This is a genomic window from Pseudomonas sp. B392_1p (genome assembly GCF_052245235.1).
Classification (GTDB): domain Bacteria; phylum Pseudomonadota; class Gammaproteobacteria; order Pseudomonadales; family Pseudomonadaceae; genus Serpens; species Serpens gallinarum.
The window spans coordinates 174,598-189,838 of sequence record NZ_JBQPXM010000006.1; the positions used below are offsets into that span (position 1 = coordinate 174,598).

Annotated in this window: 15 protein-coding genes; 2 read left to right on the forward strand and 13 right to left on the reverse strand. The window is 62.4% G+C overall.

Annotated elements, in window-relative coordinates; genetic code table 11:
* Positions 1 to 16: 16 nt before the first annotated feature.
* The 7 genes from ACTV8E_RS10985 to ppc form a co-directional block, all read right to left on the reverse strand.
* Positions 17 to 703, reverse strand: a complete 687-nt coding sequence (locus ACTV8E_RS10985) for an extensin-like domain-containing protein (RefSeq protein ID WP_443199526.1) — start codon at positions 701 to 703, stop codon at positions 17 to 19.
* 3 nt (positions 704 to 706) lie between these two features.
* Positions 707 to 1,537: an isocitrate lyase/PEP mutase family protein gene (locus ACTV8E_RS10990; protein WP_443199527.1), complete on the reverse strand. Its 831-nt coding sequence runs from the start codon at positions 1,535 to 1,537 to the stop codon at positions 707 to 709.
* A 68-nt stretch (positions 1,538 to 1,605) separates the two neighbouring features.
* Positions 1,606 to 2,466, reverse strand: a complete 861-nt coding sequence (locus ACTV8E_RS10995) for a DUF72 domain-containing protein (RefSeq protein WP_443199528.1) — start codon at positions 2,464 to 2,466, stop codon at positions 1,606 to 1,608.
* A gap of 93 nt (positions 2,467 to 2,559) precedes the next feature.
* Entirely contained in the window at positions 2,560 to 2,847 is a 288-nt protein-coding gene (locus ACTV8E_RS11000) for a hypothetical protein (RefSeq protein WP_443199529.1), read from the reverse strand.
* A gap of 146 nt (positions 2,848 to 2,993) precedes the next feature.
* Positions 2,994 to 3,665 carry a tRNA (adenosine(37)-N6)-threonylcarbamoyltransferase complex dimerization subunit type 1 TsaB gene (gene tsaB, locus ACTV8E_RS11005; protein ID WP_443199530.1) on the reverse strand — a complete coding sequence of 224 codons (672 nt, stop codon included), beginning with the start codon at positions 3,663 to 3,665 and terminating at the stop codon, positions 2,994 to 2,996.
* A 139-nt stretch (positions 3,666 to 3,804) separates the two neighbouring features.
* Positions 3,805 to 4,452, reverse strand: a complete 648-nt coding sequence (gene adk, locus ACTV8E_RS11010; RefSeq protein WP_251835238.1) for an adenylate kinase — start codon at positions 4,450 to 4,452, stop codon at positions 3,805 to 3,807.
* A gap of 163 nt (positions 4,453 to 4,615) precedes the next feature.
* Entirely contained in the window at positions 4,616 to 7,252 is a 2,637-nt protein-coding gene (ppc, locus tag ACTV8E_RS11015; RefSeq protein ID WP_443199531.1) for a phosphoenolpyruvate carboxylase, read from the reverse strand.
* 105 nt (positions 7,253 to 7,357) lie between these two features.
* On the opposite strand from ppc, the gene ACTV8E_RS11020 reads away from it, so the two are divergent.
* A complete protein-coding gene (locus ACTV8E_RS11020; RefSeq protein ID WP_251835236.1) occupies positions 7,358 to 7,696 on the forward strand; it encodes a pilin assembly protein in 339 nt (112 codons plus the stop codon).
* A gap of 42 nt (positions 7,697 to 7,738) precedes the next feature.
* Here the strand turns inward: ACTV8E_RS11020 and ACTV8E_RS11025 are convergent, their stop codons facing one another.
* The 6 genes from ACTV8E_RS11025 to ACTV8E_RS11050 form a co-directional block, all read right to left on the reverse strand.
* Positions 7,739 to 8,062 (reverse strand): hypothetical protein, encoded by a 324-nt coding sequence (locus tag ACTV8E_RS11025; RefSeq protein ID WP_251835235.1) that lies wholly within the window; start codon positions 8,060 to 8,062, stop codon positions 7,739 to 7,741.
* Positions 8,063 to 8,151: 89 nt separating this feature from the next.
* The gene (locus tag ACTV8E_RS11030; RefSeq protein ID WP_251835234.1) at positions 8,152 to 9,447 is read right to left on the reverse strand and encodes a flavohemoglobin expression-modulating QEGLA motif protein; all 1,296 of its coding nucleotides are present in this window, start codon (positions 9,445 to 9,447) and stop codon (positions 8,152 to 8,154) included.
* A gap of 7 nt (positions 9,448 to 9,454) precedes the next feature.
* Positions 9,455 to 10,006, reverse strand: coding sequence for a hypothetical protein (locus tag ACTV8E_RS11035; protein ID WP_251835233.1), 552 nt, complete (start codon positions 10,004 to 10,006; stop codon positions 9,455 to 9,457).
* A gap of 173 nt (positions 10,007 to 10,179) precedes the next feature.
* Complete coding sequence (lysS, locus tag ACTV8E_RS11040; RefSeq protein WP_443199532.1) at positions 10,180 to 11,682, reverse strand: lysine--tRNA ligase; 1,503 nt, start codon at positions 11,680 to 11,682, stop codon at positions 10,180 to 10,182.
* Positions 11,683 to 11,810: 128 nt separating this feature from the next.
* A protein-coding gene (gene prfB / locus ACTV8E_RS11045) for a peptide chain release factor 2 (RefSeq protein ID WP_443199533.1) occupies positions 11,811 to 12,906 on the reverse strand; the annotation gives its coding sequence in 2 pieces (ribosomal slippage) (positions 11,811 to 12,833 and positions 12,835 to 12,906; 1,095 coding nt in all).
* A gap of 168 nt (positions 12,907 to 13,074) precedes the next feature.
* Positions 13,075 to 13,800, reverse strand: a complete 726-nt coding sequence (locus tag ACTV8E_RS11050; protein WP_443199534.1) for a tellurite resistance TerB family protein — start codon at positions 13,798 to 13,800, stop codon at positions 13,075 to 13,077.
* A gap of 236 nt (positions 13,801 to 14,036) precedes the next feature.
* Here ACTV8E_RS11050 and ydcS point away from each other — a divergent pair, with 236 nt between their 5' ends.
* The gene (ydcS, locus tag ACTV8E_RS11055) at positions 14,037 to 15,188 is read left to right on the forward strand and encodes a putative ABC transporter substrate-binding protein YdcS (protein ID WP_443199535.1); all 1,152 of its coding nucleotides are present in this window, start codon (positions 14,037 to 14,039) and stop codon (positions 15,186 to 15,188) included.
* Positions 15,189 to 15,241: the final 53 nt, after the last annotated feature.

The following is a 15,241-nucleotide window of genomic DNA, read 5'->3' on the forward strand; positions in this document are numbered from 1 at the left end:
GGGTAATCGCTTCCCCTCAGCGGCACATGCGAAAACCGCCCATATCCACATGAAAGTGATCGCGATGGGCGGCGTTGTACTCCGGGCCGAGAGTGACCTTGAAGTGCTCACACGCCGCCTGATGCACCCGGCGCAAAAACAGCGCTTCCTTCGTCGCACCCTGCCAGTCGTTAACCACGCTGATGCGTCGGCCATCCCGCAGGCGAAAGGCGGCCATATCCAGAGCATTGGCCAACGCATGCTGGCTACGCCGCTGGCTGCCGCCGATGTTCCGGCAGGCGAAACTGCCGTAGTGTTCGAGACGAACCACGGGCTGACCAAACACGGCTTGAGCGGCTGGCTGCAGGCCATGGCGCTCGAACAGCGCAAACGCCACTGCCAGCTTGCAGGTGGCCAGAAAGCTCTGGTTGAAACCCAGCTCGGAACCCGTAATGCGTAGCACATTCTCCAGAGGGCATTGCGCAGCAGGTGAGCTGTCGGGCTGATGCGTATAACGCAGCGAGCTGGATTGCAGAGCTGCCTCGCACAGCTGGGGCTCATTCTGCAGGCGCCACAGCTTGAAGCCGGTCAACAGATTGCGCGGAGCGTGCACATCCAGCGGCGCCCACGGGTCCCAGCGCGGTGGCACGTCAAGCCAGCCGCGGTTGATACCCCACGGCACGCCAACCAGCACCAGCACGATCAGCAGCAGGCCGATGCGCATGCCCTAATAACGCAACAGATCATTCAGGCGTTCAAGCGAGATGGCTTGCCGGGTTATGTGCAGGCTACCGCGTCGGGCCAGCTCGCCGGCCGCCTGATAAAACGAGCCGTAGGCAACCCGCGCCAGACTGGACCCCAGACATACTCGTCGCACGCCCACTTCCGCCAGGCCGACCAGCGACAGCTGCAAGCCCGCGATTCCCACCATAACGGTCACCGGCTTGGGCGCCACTGCCTGGACCACTGCGATGATTTGCTGTCGATGCGTCAACCCCGGGGCATACAGCACATCGGCACCGGCTGCGGCGAAGGCCTGTAAGCGGCGCACGGTATCGTCGAGGTCGGGACGACCATGCAAGTAGTTTTCTGCCCGCGCGCACAGGCTGAACGGGAAATCCAGGCTGCGCGCCGCCTGTGCCGCCGCATGAATACGCTCCACAGCCAATTCAAAGGGGTAGATCGGCGCCAGGGGATTGCCGCTGGCATCTTCGATCGAAGCACCAATCAAGCCGACCTGCGCAGCGTGTTCAATGGTCAGGGCGCAATCTTCAGGCGTGTCGCCATAACCGTTTTCCAGATCGGCGGCGACCGGCAAATCGGTGGCTTCGACAATGGCCCGCGCATTGGCGAGCGCCTCTTGACGGCTGATGCGGCCTTCGCCATCGCAACGCCCCAAGGAAAAGGCCAATCCGGCATTACTGGACGCCAGCGCCTCGAAACCCAGTGAAGCGAGAATTCTTGCCGACCCGGCATCCCACGGGTTGGGCAGCACCAGCAGCTGTTTGCGCTGTTCCAGGGCTCGAAAGGTTTCAGCACGTTGTGCTTGGGTGGCCATCGTTCGCTCCTTCCACAGTCCACGTTGCACCTTAGCAGCCCTGTTTGAAGCGCGATTGCCGCTCGACGTTAAAACAACCCGAGCTGCTCTTCGGCCGGTTCGGGCTGGCTTTGCGCCAGCGCGGGGAGCCCCGGCAGGCGTAGGGTCAAGGCGGCGTGAAACTGTCGGGCCAAGGTCGGTGCCAGGAGGTTATCCGGCGTATGCAGGAACACATACGGCGCCCGCCCCTGCTCGATCCAGCCGGCCACCTTGTCCACCCAGGGCGCCAGGAAGCGCTGATTGGCAGCCAGATCAGGCCCGCCAATAAACCGCACCTGGGGCTGGTCACTGAAGGCTGCCGGGCGCACCGGTACGCGCGGTTTCTTGGCCTGAGCATGCAAGACTGCCGGATCATCGGAGCGGTGACTGAACAGGGCGCGAGCGTCGAGACAGATACGTTCCACGCCGCGCTCGTGCAACAGGCGATTCAGCGCGCGCTCCTCTTCGCCCTTGGCAAAAAAGGCCAAGTTGCGGACCTCGACCGCAATTCGGCGCTGCTGGAACTCATCCAGCCAGGCGGCCAGTTCGCTCAGGCGCGCCGGGCCAAACGCGGCCGGCAACTGCAACCACAACGGTGAGGCTCGCTCACCCAGCGGCGCCAGCAACTTCAGGAAGCTGTCCGTGGCGCTGAACTGGCTGCGTAAATCGCCCTCGTGGCTGATGTCACGGGGCAGTTTGGCGCAGAAGCGAAAGTCTGCCGGCATGCGTTCGGCCCAGCGCTGCACGGTGTCCGGGGCGGGACGGGCGTAGAAGGTGGTATTGCCTTCGACGGCATTGAAGACCTGGCAGTAGTGGCCAAGGAAATCAGCAGCGCGGGCGTTCTCGGGGTAAAGCTGACCCCGCCAGCCTGCTTCGCTCCAGGAGGGACAACCGATAAAGTAGGGCAACACGTGGAAAAGCCTGACACACCTGAGGAAACGCGGATTGTAGCCCGTGGACAACCGCAGTGGCTCTACTCCGCCTAGCAGCCTACGTGCAGGGCGTCAGGCGTAGGTATCCAGGTAATCCCCCGGCTCGGCCACCATGGCCGCAATGCGCGCATAGCTTTCCAAGGCGTGCAGCACGCGGGTGCTGGGCGTCTGCAGGGCAGCGGCCGGACGAATGACCGAACGCGCGGTGGAAGCCGCCTGGTAATCGCCCTCGATAGCGGGTCGTCGGGTTTCGACCACCGCATCTTCTACCGCCTCAGCTGCGTTGGAGGCACGCCACCCTCGTCCAGGTCGGCCGGGGCGCTTGGGGAGCGCCGAGCTCCGAATTGCATCGATACGCATATGTTGAACCTCGCAAGGGCCGCCACTCTAAATGCTCGAGCAATGCGTCAGCCGTGATCGACAGCGCATTGCCGGATCATCCGACCGGCTTGGCTATTACGAGTTCAGGAAATGTGCGAGGCCAGAGCGCAACCAGGCCAACCCCATCACACTTTAGGCGTGGCTACCTTGTCGCGCAGATATACCGGCTGGGCGTGCTCAGCCTCTACGGCTTCGCCGCGCCGCCAGGCATATTCAGCCAGGCGCAACAGGTCTTCGGCGTGCGGTAGCATTCCCGCGTCCGACGCTATCGGTACCACGGGCAGACGGTCTGCATAGCCCCAGCCGGTGCCGGCGCCGAACCAGTCGCCCTGCGCATCGCGCGGCAAGGCGACGTTTTCCGGCGGCAGGACCGCCTCGCTGCCGACCAAGCACATCTCGCCCTGCTCCATTCGATAGCAGCCCCAATAGACTTCGTCCATGCGCGCATCAATGGCGGCAGCGACCTGCACGGCGCCATGTTCGCGGTGGGCGCGCTGGGCCAGCACCGCCAGATTGGAAATCGGCAACACGGGACGCTGCAAGGCGAAGGCCAGCCCTTGCACCACGCCAACCGCAATGCGCACGCCCGTAAAGGCCCCGGGCCCCCGGCCGAATGCGATGGCCTCGACCGCAGACAACGCCACGCCTGCCCCGGCCAGCAGGTCCTGGATCATCGGCAGCAGGCGCTGGGCATGCAGGCGCGGGATCACCTCGTAATGGCTGTACACGCGGCCCTCATGCAGCAAGGCAACGGAACAGGCTTCAGTGGCGGTATCCAGGGCCAGCAAGGTGGTCATGAGCAGGTTTCCGGGCAAATCAGGAGGGCGGGCATTATAAGCCCGGCGGATGAGACTGTGTGGCGGATAGCGGCCGGCTGAAGTCGATTCCAGAAACGCCAACGGCCCGCAAGCGGGCCGTTGTGTGCAGTAACGCCAATCAGCTTAGCGCTGCGAACACCTTGGCAGTGATCTCTTCCACGGAGCCAACACCGGGAACGGCACTGTACTTCGGCGTGCCTTCAGCAGCCGACAGCTTCTGGTAAAAGTCCACCAGCGGCTTGGTCTGCGAGTGATAGATGGACAGGCGATGACGCACGGTTTCTTCCTTGTCGTCGTCACGCTGGATCAGCTCTTCGCCCGTTTCGTCGTCCTTGCCGGCGACTTTCGGCGGATTGTACTGAATGTGGTAGGTACGACCGGATGCCGGGTGCATGCGGCGGCCCGCGACACGGGACACGATCTCTTCGTCATCAACGGCGATTTCGACCACGTTATCAATGGTCACGCCGGCGTCCTTGAGGGCTTCGGCCTGAGGAATGGTGCGCGGGAAACCGTCAAACAGGAAACCGTTGGCGCAATCGGGCTGGGTAATGCGTTCCTTGATCAGATCGATGATGATGTCATCGGACACCAGACCACCGCTTTCCATCACGCCCTTCACCTTCAGGCCCAGCGGACTCCCAGCCTTGACGGCTGCGCGCAGCATGTCGCCGGTGGAAATTTGCGGGATACCGAATTTTTCGGTGATAAAACGGGCCTGGGTACCTTTGCCGGCACCGGGCGCTCCCAGCAGAATCACGCGCATCGTTGTGCTCCTCAAGATGAAGTAAACAAGAAAAAAGTCGTATGGTTTTTAGCGGGCCAGTTTCGTACAACAACCGGTTCGCCCACCCAACAGCGAAAGGCTGACCAAGATACACAGCGCTTTCGAGGCGCACAAGCCACAGCAAAATGACAAAAAAAGCCGCTCAACCGGTATTTCGCAACCCGGCGGCGATCCCCGCGACACTCACCAGCAATGCCTGCTCGACCTGCTGACTGCCACCCTCCGGCGACGCTCGTGAACGTGCCAAAAGCTCTACTTGCAGGAGGTGCAACGGGTCCAGATAGGTGTTGCGCACATTGATCGCCGCCAAGGTCTGCGGGTTGTGACTGAAGAGTACCGATTGCCCGGTCACCTGGAGCACGCAATCACACGCCTGCGACAATAGGCCGCATAATTTATCGCCCAGTTTGCGCAGTGGCGCCTGCACCAGACGCTCATCGTACAGGCGGGCAATCTCCACATCCGCCTTGGCCAGCACCATTTCCAGCATGTCGATGCGCGTTCCGAAGAACGGCCAGTGTTCACGCATGGTCTTCAGCCGCTCACCATCGCCGCGTTGCAGGGCCTCGGCGAGCGCGGCTTCCCAGCCCAGCCAAGCCGGCAGCATCAGCCGCGTCTGTGTCCAGGCGAAGATCCACGGAATCGCCCGCAGACTCTCCACGCCTCCCGCCTGACGCCGTGCCGGGCGACTGCCCAGCGGCAGACGCGCCAGTTCCTGCTCCGGGGTGGCCTGGCGAAAGTACTCGACGAACTGCGCATGCTCACGCACCACCCCTCGATAGGCCGCCAGCCCTGCAGCGGCCATCTCGTCCATCAGCGCGCGCCAAGCCTCTTCAGGTTCGCGAGGCGGCTCTACCGTGGCTTCGAGCACGGCCGTCAGATAGAGATTGAGGTTCTGCACGGCGATGGCGGGCAAGCCGAATTTGAAGCGGATCATTTCGCCTTGCTCGGTCGTACGCAAACGGCCGGACACCGACCCCGGCGGCTGCGACAGAATCGCCGCATGGGCCGGCCCTCCGCCGCGCCCGACGGTGCCGCCGCGGCCGTGAAACAGCAGCAGCTCCACAGCATGTCGTCGACACACGGCCACCAGGTTTTCCTGCGCCTGGTACTGCGCCCAGGCGGCGGCCGTGGTACCAGCGTCCTTGGCCGAATCGGAATACCCAATCATGACTTCCTGCACCCCGGCCAGGCTCGCGCGATAGAGCGGCAATGCCAGCAGTCGGTCGATGACCTGCCCTGCGCGCTGCAGGTCAGCCAGGGTTTCGAACAGCGGCACCACGCGTATAGCGCGCCTCACGCCCGCCTCCTTGAGCAGCAATTGCACCGCCAGCACATCCGAGGGTGCACCGGCCATGGAAATCACATAGGAGCCCACCGCCGCAGCCGGGGCCTCGGCAATCAGCGCACAGGTGGCGAGAACTTCGGCGTTCTCGGCACTTAGCACATGGCCGCGCGGCAACAACGGACGCGGGTTGACCAACTCGTCCTGCAGAAAGGCCAGACGGCGCTCTTCGCCCCAGTCCCGATAATGACCCAGGCCGAGAAATTCAGTGATCTCATCCAGCGCCGCCGCATGCCGGCCGGCTTCCTGACGGATATCCAGGCGGGTGAGGAACAAGCCGAACACCGCCACGCGGCGCAGGCAATCCAGTAACGGGCCATCGGCGATCACGCCCATACCACAGTCCTGCAGGGAGCGATAACACAGCTCCAGCGGCTCGCGCAGTTCGGCGGTGTTGGTCAGGGTGCCGGCGCTCGCTGCCAACGGCGCTTCCAACGCCGCCTCGGCCCAGGCGCGGGTCGTGCGCAAGCGCTCACGCAGCGGCTTGAGCACGGCTCGATAGGGCTCGGCGCAATCCCCCACCCGCTCGCGCAACGCGCTATTGGCACGCTGCATGGACAGGTCATCGATCAGTTGATCGATATCCCGCAAAAATAGATCGGCGGCCATCCAGCGCGCCAGTAGCAACACTTCACGGCTCACCGCAGCGGTGACGTTGGGGTTGCCGTCCCGGTCACCGCCCATCCAGGACGCAAAGCGGACCGGCGCAGCGCTCAAGGCCAAGCGCTGACCGCAGCACTCCAGCAGAGCCTGATCGAGTCCACGCATGAAGGTCGGCAGTGCCTGCCACAGCGAATGCTCAATGACAGCGAAACCGGACTTGGCCTCGTCCAGCGGGCTGGGTCGCTGGCGGCGAATTTCCTCGGTGTGCCAGGCCTCGGCAACCAGACGACGCAAGCGCACCCGGCTGGCCGTGCGCTCGGCCGGGCTCAGGTCGTCGTGATCGGCAACGGCCAGCTCAATGGCAATGGCGTCGTATTTCTGGATCAGGGTGCGGCGGGTCACTTCCGTGGGATGGGCGGTGAGCACCAGCTCGATCTCCAGGCCCGCTACGTGAGTGGCCAGGTCTTCGGCGCGCATACCCGCTGCCTTCAGACGCCGGAACAGATCGCCCAGCACGCGATCTTCAAAGGGCACCGCCTCGTGTGGCGAACGTCGACGAACCTGATGGTATTGTTCGGCGATATTGGCCAAGTTGAGAAACTGATTGAACGCCCGGGTCATCGGCAACAGCTCGTCTTCAGCCAGCGCATCGAGGTTCTGCGTCAATTGCCGGGCGCCCGCCTCGGAGCCTTTGCGCGCGCTTTTGGCACCCTTGCGGATACGCTCAATCTTGTTCAGAAAGCCCGGTCCATACTGTTCGCGAATGGTCTCGCCGAGCAATTCGCCGAGCAGGTGTACGTCCTCGCGCAGCCGTACATCGATCGTCGCCATCTGTTGGCTCCTTCTTCCACCCGTTACAGCGTGGCAGCGCACCTGCGGTTTAGCCAACACGCCCGTATGGGCTAGCTTTAAAGAACACGTCGATCCGAGGTCTGCATGAAAATCCGCGAGCTTGTTCAGCACTGGGAACAAAATGCCAAGGGGCGGATGACCGCCCAGAGCTATCAGCTACATCTCGATCTGGAGTCGGCGGCGCGACTCACTGCGCTCTCCGAGATGTACCCCAAGCGCAGCGTTGAGGAGTTGCTTGGCGAGCTGATTGCCGCCGCGCTGGAAGAACTTGAAGCCAGCCTGCCCTATGTCAAGGGCAGCCAGGTGGTGGCCACCGATGAACAGGGCGATCCGCTGTATGAAGATATTGGCCCGACGCCGCGTTTTCTGGCCCTGTCGCGCCAGTACCTGCGACGTCTGAGCAGCGAGCAGAAAAGCCATTGAAGTGCCTGGCCAGCAGGCCGTCAATGGCTCACTTGCAATGGCTCACTTGATCAGTTGCGGGGTTTCCTCCCCCATGCAGCGCACCGCCTGTTTGCGGTTGTCGACCAGCACGCCGGTCAGGCCTTTTTGCTGGGTGTCGAACAGCACCAGCACGCCGTCGATGCATTGGGCCACCTGCTGCGCCGGCTTGAGCGACAGTTTGTAGTCCTCACCCGGCACTGTCTTGAGCATGGTGAAGTCAGCCAGCAGCAGCGCATCCTCGGGTTTGGCGACATGCACATAGCCGTAGTAGGTCAGTACCGCCACAGTGGCGACGACGGTGCCGATGGAGGTGAGGATATAGGGAATGAGATTGCGTTCGGTCATGCGAAAGTCCACTACAGAAGGATTCTGCCGGTCATTGTCGGCCAGCAAGCAAAAAAACGCAGCCTGATCAGCGTGCTGGCCCGTTCCCGTTAAAGAATATTCGCGTAATCAGCCTCGATGCGATCCAGGCTCAGGTGATTGAGGAAGTTGGAGAAGCACATCCACGCCGACAATGCATTGAGGTCGCGGAACTGCTCGGGCAAATAGCGCGGCGGCGCCACCAGGCCTTCATCCACCAGCTGACGCAGTGTGCGCATATCTTCCAAGGTGGTCTTACCGCAGAACAACAGCGGAATCTGCTCCAGCTTGCCCTTGCGCACGGCGAGCTGGATGTAGTTGTAGATGAGGATGAAACCCTTCAGGTACGACAGGTCCTTGGTGAAGGGCAGACCACTGGGCGTTGAGCCACGAAACACCCGGCTGGCGTTGCTGTAGCTCTCTTCCTGACTGTAATCCTGATCGTGGAAGAACTGGAATATGTCGAGGAAATCGGCGCCCTCCTCGGCCAGGTGAATGGCGCGGGTGCGGTTGGTCAGCTTGCGCAGGCGGGTCGGGTAGGACGCGAAGGCAATCACCTCCATAAGGATCGCCAGCCCTTCCTGCGTCACCGTGGAAGAAGGCGGCCCCTTGGCCAGGAACGTACAGATCGGCTGGCTCAACCCATTGAGCGTGGTGCCCACATGCACCAGTCCCTCATGGACCTCCAGGGCCTTGATGTCGCGAACGTTGAACATCGCATCGCTGCGGATCTTGATGTAATCGGCGCCGGCCGCCGCGTCGGCCAAGATGCCATCGGACTCGAATACCCTGACCACTCCCTCCCCCTCGCCAAACACGCCATCCAGGCGGCTTTGCAACAACTCTACCGCCTGGTTGGCGGTCAGCGTCCGGGGCTCGTCCTGCAGGTCGCTACGGTCGGCGATGTTGTTCAGGTAATCGGAAAGCATCAGGCCCAGGTCGGCCAGGGTCGGATCACCAGCGTGGAAGGCATCCGTGGCCGCACCGTAGAGTTCCTGAGAGATCAGCCCGAAATCTGCAGTGCCACGCGCTTCGAGCATGCGAATGACCATGCGGTATTCGCGACACATGCGCCGCATGATCTGTCCGACCGGATTGAACTGGCCGAGTTGGCGGGTAATGTCCCGTTCGATATCCTGGAACTCGCGCTTCTTGGCCTCGGCATCGAAGGCCAGCGGACGGCTCTGGTAATAGGCCTGGTCGACTTGCGGCAGGCGCTTGCAATGGGCGTCGAAGAATCCCTGTCGAATACTGTCATCCCACTTCACCGCATCGAGGACGCGGATCGGCGTCTGTGCTTCTACTAGCCGGTCGGACAGCGCCCGGACCGTCAGTTGATAGTCGTCCAGTTCTTCTCGTAAATTCATCGGCCCCTCACTGGCCGACGCGCTGAAAGCGCGCCACTTCGATAAAGGTATCGGTATTGGCCTGATCATCGAGATAGGCGAACACTTGCTGCAAGTCACTGCTGATTAGCGCACCATCGCCTTCGGGAGTGTCCACCCGCTTGCCGGTCAGCGTGCCGTCATCTATCGCCTGTAGGATACGCTGAACATCGAGGGTGTAGATCACCAATTCGTTGTCGGTGGTGAGCTCGAACCCCGCAATCGCGAAATTGTTGCCCAGCCGTTTTGGCAAGCCGGCGGAAAAATACCAGCGCCGGCCATGCTGGGCCACGGTAAAGCCATATTCCTGCGCATCCTCGGGATCATCCGGATCGGCCTGGTAGACAAGTGCCTTGTACAGGTTGCTGCCGGCACGACTGACCCGCATATAAATCCGTTCGCCCCATTCGTTCTTGTGCGTCCATTCGCCCAGCAATGGGATGGGCGCCGGCTCGTTGGCCGGCAGCGGCTCACGAAAGGACACCAGACATCCACCGAGCAAGAAAAAGGGCACCAACAGCAGAATTCGCCAGGCTTGCATTTCATGCTCCTTGTTGACGGTCGGCTCGGCTGGATCAACGACTTGATGTGCAGAAAGCTTAGCAAGTGGGAGCAACCCTACGCAGCCGAGCGGGCGATCGCGATGTGGCCCGGCCCGATCTAACTCGTGGCACAAAAAAACCGCCCAAGGGCGGTTTTTTATTCAACGAACGATCACTGCTCCGGGCGCATGTGCGGGAACAGGATGACGTCGCGGATCGACGGCGAGTTGGTCAGCAGCATCACCAGGCGGTCGATGCCGATACCTTCGCCAGCGGTCGGCGGCATGCCATATTCCAGGGCGCGCACGAAGTCGGCATCGAAGTGCATGGCTTCGTCGTCGCCGGCATCCTTGTCAGCCACCTGGGCCAGGAAACGCTCGGCCTGGTCTTCCGCGTCGTTAAGCTCAGAGTAGGCGTTGGCGATTTCGCGGCCGCCAATGAACAACTCGAAACGATCGGTGACGTTCGGGTTCTCATCGTTGCGGCGCGCCAGCGGCGAGACTTCGAACGGGTACTGGGTGATGAAGGTCGGCTGTTCCAGTTGATGCTCGACCAGCTCTTCGAAGATCATCACTTGCAGTTTGCCCAGACCTTCAAAGCCCAGCACCTTGGCGCCGGCCTTCTTGGCGATGGCACGGGCGCTGTCGAGGTCCTGCAGGTCGGCCGCGGTGATGTCCGGGTTGTACTTGAGGATCGAGTCGAACACCGACAAGCGCGCGAAGGGTTCACCGAAGTGGAACACCTTGTCGCCATAGGGCACATCGGTGGAACCCAGCACCGCCAGGGCCAATTCGCGGAACAGCTCTTCGGTGAGGTCCATGTTGTCTTCGTAGTCGGCGTAGGCCTGGTAGAACTCGAGCATGGTGAACTCGGGGTTGTGCCGGGTCGAAACACCTTCGTTACGGAAGTTGCGGTTGATTTCGAAGACGCGCTCGAAGCCGCCAACCACCAGGCGCTTGAGGTACAGCTCCGGCGCGATGCGCAGGAACATCGGCAGGTCCAGGGCGTTGTGGTGGGTCTCGAACGGCTTGGCCGCCGCACCGCCCGGGATGACCTGCAGCATCGGGGTTTCCACTTCGAGGAAATCACGCTCGGCGAGGAACTTGCGGATGTGGGCAATCACCTGGGAACGCACGCGGAAGGTGTGGCGGGTTTCCTCGTTGACCATCAGGTCGACGTAGCGCTGACGGTAACGCTGCTCGGTGTCGGTCAGGCCATGGTGCTTGTCCGGCAGCGGGCGCAGCGACTTGGTCAGCAGACGGACGCTGCTCATGTGTACAAACAGGTCGCCCTTGTTGGAGCGCTGCAGGGTGCCTTCGGTGGCAATGATGTCACCCATGTCCCAGGTCTTGATCTCGGCCAGGGTCTCGGCCGGCAGGGTCTTGCGATCGACATACACCTGGATGCGGCCGCTCATGTCCTGAATCACCATGAAAGCGCCACGGTTGAGCATGATGCGCCCGGCCACCTTGACCGGAATCGCCGCTGCCTCCAGGTCTTCCTTGCTTTTGTCCGCGTACTGTTTCAGCAGGTCGGCTGCGTAGCTGTCGCGGCGAAAGTCGTTGGGGAAGGCATTGCCCTTGGCACGCTCAGCGGCAAGTTTTTCCTTGCGCAGGGCGATCAGGCTGTTCTCTTCCTCTTGGATGGCGTGCTGGTTCAGCGGTTGTTCGCTCATGGTCGTCGTGTTTTCCCGATGGGGCACGGTAGGTTCCGTGCCCATGTACAGGTGCGTCTGGCGCACCAGGTTTGCGATTCGAAGGTGCCGGCGGGACAGGGCCGCGCCGGCGGGATGTTACTACCCTGTTACAGGCCCTGTTTCAGGCTGGCTTCGAGGAATTGGTCCAGATCGCCGTCGAGCACCGCATCGCAGTTGCTCTCTTCGACGCCGGTACGCAGGTCCTTGATGCGCGACTGGTCGAGCACGTAGGAACGGATCTGGTGACCCCAGCCGATATCCGACTTGTTGTCTTCCAGCGCCTGGGACGCCTCGCGGCGCTTCTGCATTTCCAGTTCGTACAATTTGGCGCGCAGCATCTTCATTGCGGTGTCGCGGTTGGCGTGCTGGGAGCGCTCGTTCTGGCAGCTGACTACGGTGTTGGTCGGCACGTGAGTGATACGGACCGCCGAGTCGGTGGTGTTCACGTGCTGGCCACCCGCGCCCGAGGAACGGTAGGTGTCGGTGCGCAGGTCGGCCGGGTTGATGTCAATTTCAATGTTGTCATCGATTTCCGGCGACACGAACACGGCGGTGAACGAGGTATGACGGCGGTTGCCGGAATCGTACGGGCTTTTGCGCACCAGGCGGTGCACGCCAATCTCGGTGCGCAGCCAGCCGTAGGCGTACTCGCCCTTGATGTGCACGGTGGCGCCCTTGATACCCGCCACTTCGCCTTCGGACAGCTCCATGATGGTGGCGTCGAAACCGCGATGGTCGGCCCAGCGCAGGTACATGCGCAGCAGGATATTCGCCCAGTCCTGGGCCTCGGTGCCGCCGGAACCGGCCTGGATGTCCAGATACGCGTTGTTGGCGTCCATCTCGCCGCTGAACATGCGGCGAAATTCCAGTTTTTCGAGAATTTCGCGCAGACGCTCGATCTCGGCGGCGACGTCGTCGACGGCGCCCTGGTCATTCTCTTCGACGGCCATGTCCAGCAGGTCGCGGGAATCGGCCAGGCCGCTGCTCATCTCGTCGAGGGTTTCGACGATCTGTGCCAGCTGGGCGCGCTCGCGGCCCAGGTTCTGGGCGTATTCAGGGTTGTTCCAGACGTTCGGGTCTTCGAGTTCGCGGTTTACTTCGACCAGGCGATCAGCTTTCTGATCGTAGTCAAAGATACCCCCGAATAGTGGTTGAACGTTCGGACAGGTCCTTGATGCTGTTGAGGATCGGATTAATTTCCATGGCGGGCGGCACTCGCAGTCGGACAGTTCGAAAAGCCGGCGATTATAGCGCAGCCGACCGACGCTGACAGCACGCAGCCCGTCAGTGCATGGCAATCCCTAACTCTGGATGAATCCAAAGGGAAGCCTGGCGGACTTTCTTGCTGTCTTGTGCCTCGAGCCGACCCGATCAAACTGCCCGTACCTGCGCCTCCAGTTGCTCGCGCAACCCGGCATCGAGGCGCAGATGCTGGGCCAGCGCATCGAGATAAGGACGCTCACCGGTCTGTTCGCTGCCCACCAGCAGCAAACTGGCGAGGTACATTTCCGCAGCCAATTCCGGACTGCTGGCGGATTCGGCGACGCGGGCCGGATCGAGCGGACTGCGCACTTCCTGCTCCAACCAGGTTTGCAGCTCAGGGTCATCGGTCAGCTTGGCGAGTTCCGCCTGGATCAGCTGCTGCTCGGCGGCATCCATGCGCCCATCAGCCTTGGCCGCAGCAATCATCGCCCGCAGGATCGCCGTGCTGTGCGCCTCGGCCGGCGCGCCCATCAGGCGGTTGACCGTCTGCGGCTCCTGTTGCGGAGCCTGGCCTTGCTGCCGCTGCCAGGCGCTGTAGGCCTGGTAGGCGAGCATACCCAGCGTGGCCAGGCTGCCGAGGTTCAAGCCACCCGAGCCGTCCCGCCCTGCTTGCCCGGTCTGTAGCGCCCCGCCACCCAGCAGGCCGCCGAGCACATCACCCAGACCACCTGGGCCTCCTTGCCGTTCTTGTGTCGGGTCGGCAGCGGAACCGCCGCCCAGCAGGCCGCCCAACAGGTCACCGAGCCCACCCGAAGGTGATGAACCCTGTGGAGCGCCGGTCGCAGAGCCCAGCCGTGAGCGCAGCAGTTGTTCCAGTAAAGCCCCGGTATTCATGGCTTCTCTCCCAGCAGCACAGTCCTGACAGAAACCATAGCGCTGACAAAACCCATCGCTTGGGGCCGCTGCCAGGCGGTCGCGCCCGCAGGCCGCACTGGACCGACTCACGGGCGCTGCATACTCGCCATGACGCCGCCAAGACACCAACTAGACTGATCACATCTCCTCGGCAACGGATGTGCCGAGCGGCATTTCACTGCCCCGCAAATCGCGCACAACAAGAGGGAATTCAGATGTCCGCACCGCACACTGCACTCCTCGGCACGCTGGCCACCGCGCTGCTGGCCGCCAGCACCCTGTACGCCGCAGAACCGCTCAAAACGCTGGGTCAGCCCGAAGGCCAGCTCGACATCATTGCCTGGCCCGGCTACGTCGAGCGCGGCGACACCGATGCGAATTATGACTGGGTAACCCAGTTCGAGAAGGACAGCGGCTGCAAGGTCAACGTAAAAACCGCAGGCACTTCAGATGAGATGGTCAGCCTGATGACCAAGGGCGGCTACGATCTAGTCACCGCCTCCGGTGACGCTTCGTTGCGACTGGTCGCCGGCAAGCGTGTGCAACCCATCAACATCGCGCTGATCCCGAGCTGGAACACCGTCGATGACCGCCTCAAGGAAGCGCCCTGGCACACGGTGGATGGCCAGCACTACGGCACGCCTTACCAGTGGGGGCCGAACGTGCTGATGTACAACACCAACGTGTTCAAGCAAGCGCCGACCAGCTGGGCGACGGTGTTCGAGCCGCAGAACCTGCCGGATGGCAAACCCAACAAGGGCCGTGTGCAAGCCTATGACGGGCCGATCTATATCGCGGATGCGGCGCTGTACCTGAAGAGCACCCAGCCGGAACTGGGCATCCAGGACCCCTACCTGCTCGACGAAACCCAATACGCCGCCGTGCTCACGCTGCTGCGCCAGCAGCATGGGCTGATCCACCGCTACTGGCACGACGTCACCGTGCAGATGAACGATTTCAAGAACGAGGGGGTGGCTGCGTCCAGCGCCTGGCCGTATCAGGTGAACGCGCTGCAGGCTGAAAAGCAGCCGATTGCCTCGGTGGTGCCGGTCGAAGGTGCCACTGGCTGGGCCGACACCACCATGCTGCATGCCGAGGCCAAACATCCGGTGTGCGCCTACAAGTGGATGGACTGGTCGCTGCAACCCAAGGTGCAAGGTGATCTGGCCGCCTGGTTCGGCTCGGTGCCGGCGGTACCGGCGGCCTGCCAGGGCAACGCCTTGCTCGGCGCCGAGGGCTGCAAAACCAACGGTTTCGACAACTTCGAGAAAATCGCCTTTTGGAAAACCCCGCAAGCTGAAGGCGGCAAGTACGTGCCCTACAGCCGCTGGACCCAGGACTACATTGCGATCATGGGGGGTCGGTAACCGAGGCTGTTCGCGTGGTGGACGTCGCTTCGTCCGCCCCGAATTTCGCAGTG

Coding starts and splice junctions, on each gene's coding strand:
- lysS (WP_443199532.1), bottom strand. CDS start 11,682: ATGAGCGAACAACCGCTGAACCAGCACGCCATCCAAGAGGAAGAGAAC.
- ACTV8E_RS11020 (WP_251835236.1), top strand. CDS start 7,358: ATGAAAATCCGCGAGCTTGTTCAGCACTGGGAACAAAATGCCAAGGGG.
- ACTV8E_RS10985 (WP_443199526.1), bottom strand. CDS start 703: ATGCGCATCGGCCTGCTGCTGATCGTGCTGGTGCTGGTTGGCGTGCCG.
- ACTV8E_RS11050 (WP_443199534.1), bottom strand. CDS start 13,800: ATGAATACCGGGGCTTTACTGGAACAACTGCTGCGCTCACGGCTGGGC.
- tsaB (WP_443199530.1), bottom strand. CDS start 3,665: ATGACCACCTTGCTGGCCCTGGATACCGCCACTGAAGCCTGTTCCGTT.
- adk (WP_251835238.1), bottom strand. CDS start 4,452: ATGCGCGTGATTCTGCTGGGAGCGCCCGGTGCCGGCAAAGGTACCCAG.
- ppc (WP_443199531.1), bottom strand. CDS start 7,252: ATGGCGACGATCGATGTACGGCTGCGCGAGGACGTACACCTGCTCGGC.
- ydcS (WP_443199535.1), top strand. CDS start 14,037: ATGTCCGCACCGCACACTGCACTCCTCGGCACGCTGGCCACCGCGCTG.
- ACTV8E_RS11035 (WP_251835233.1), bottom strand. CDS start 10,006: ATGCAAGCCTGGCGAATTCTGCTGTTGGTGCCCTTTTTCTTGCTCGGT.
- ACTV8E_RS11030 (WP_251835234.1), bottom strand. CDS start 9,447: ATGAATTTACGAGAAGAACTGGACGACTATCAACTGACGGTCCGGGCG.
- ACTV8E_RS10990 (WP_443199527.1), bottom strand. CDS start 1,537: ATGGCCACCCAAGCACAACGTGCTGAAACCTTTCGAGCCCTGGAACAG.
- ACTV8E_RS11025 (WP_251835235.1), bottom strand. CDS start 8,062: ATGACCGAACGCAATCTCATTCCCTATATCCTCACCTCCATCGGCACC.
- ACTV8E_RS11000 (WP_443199529.1), bottom strand. CDS start 2,847: ATGCGTATCGATGCAATTCGGAGCTCGGCGCTCCCCAAGCGCCCCGGC.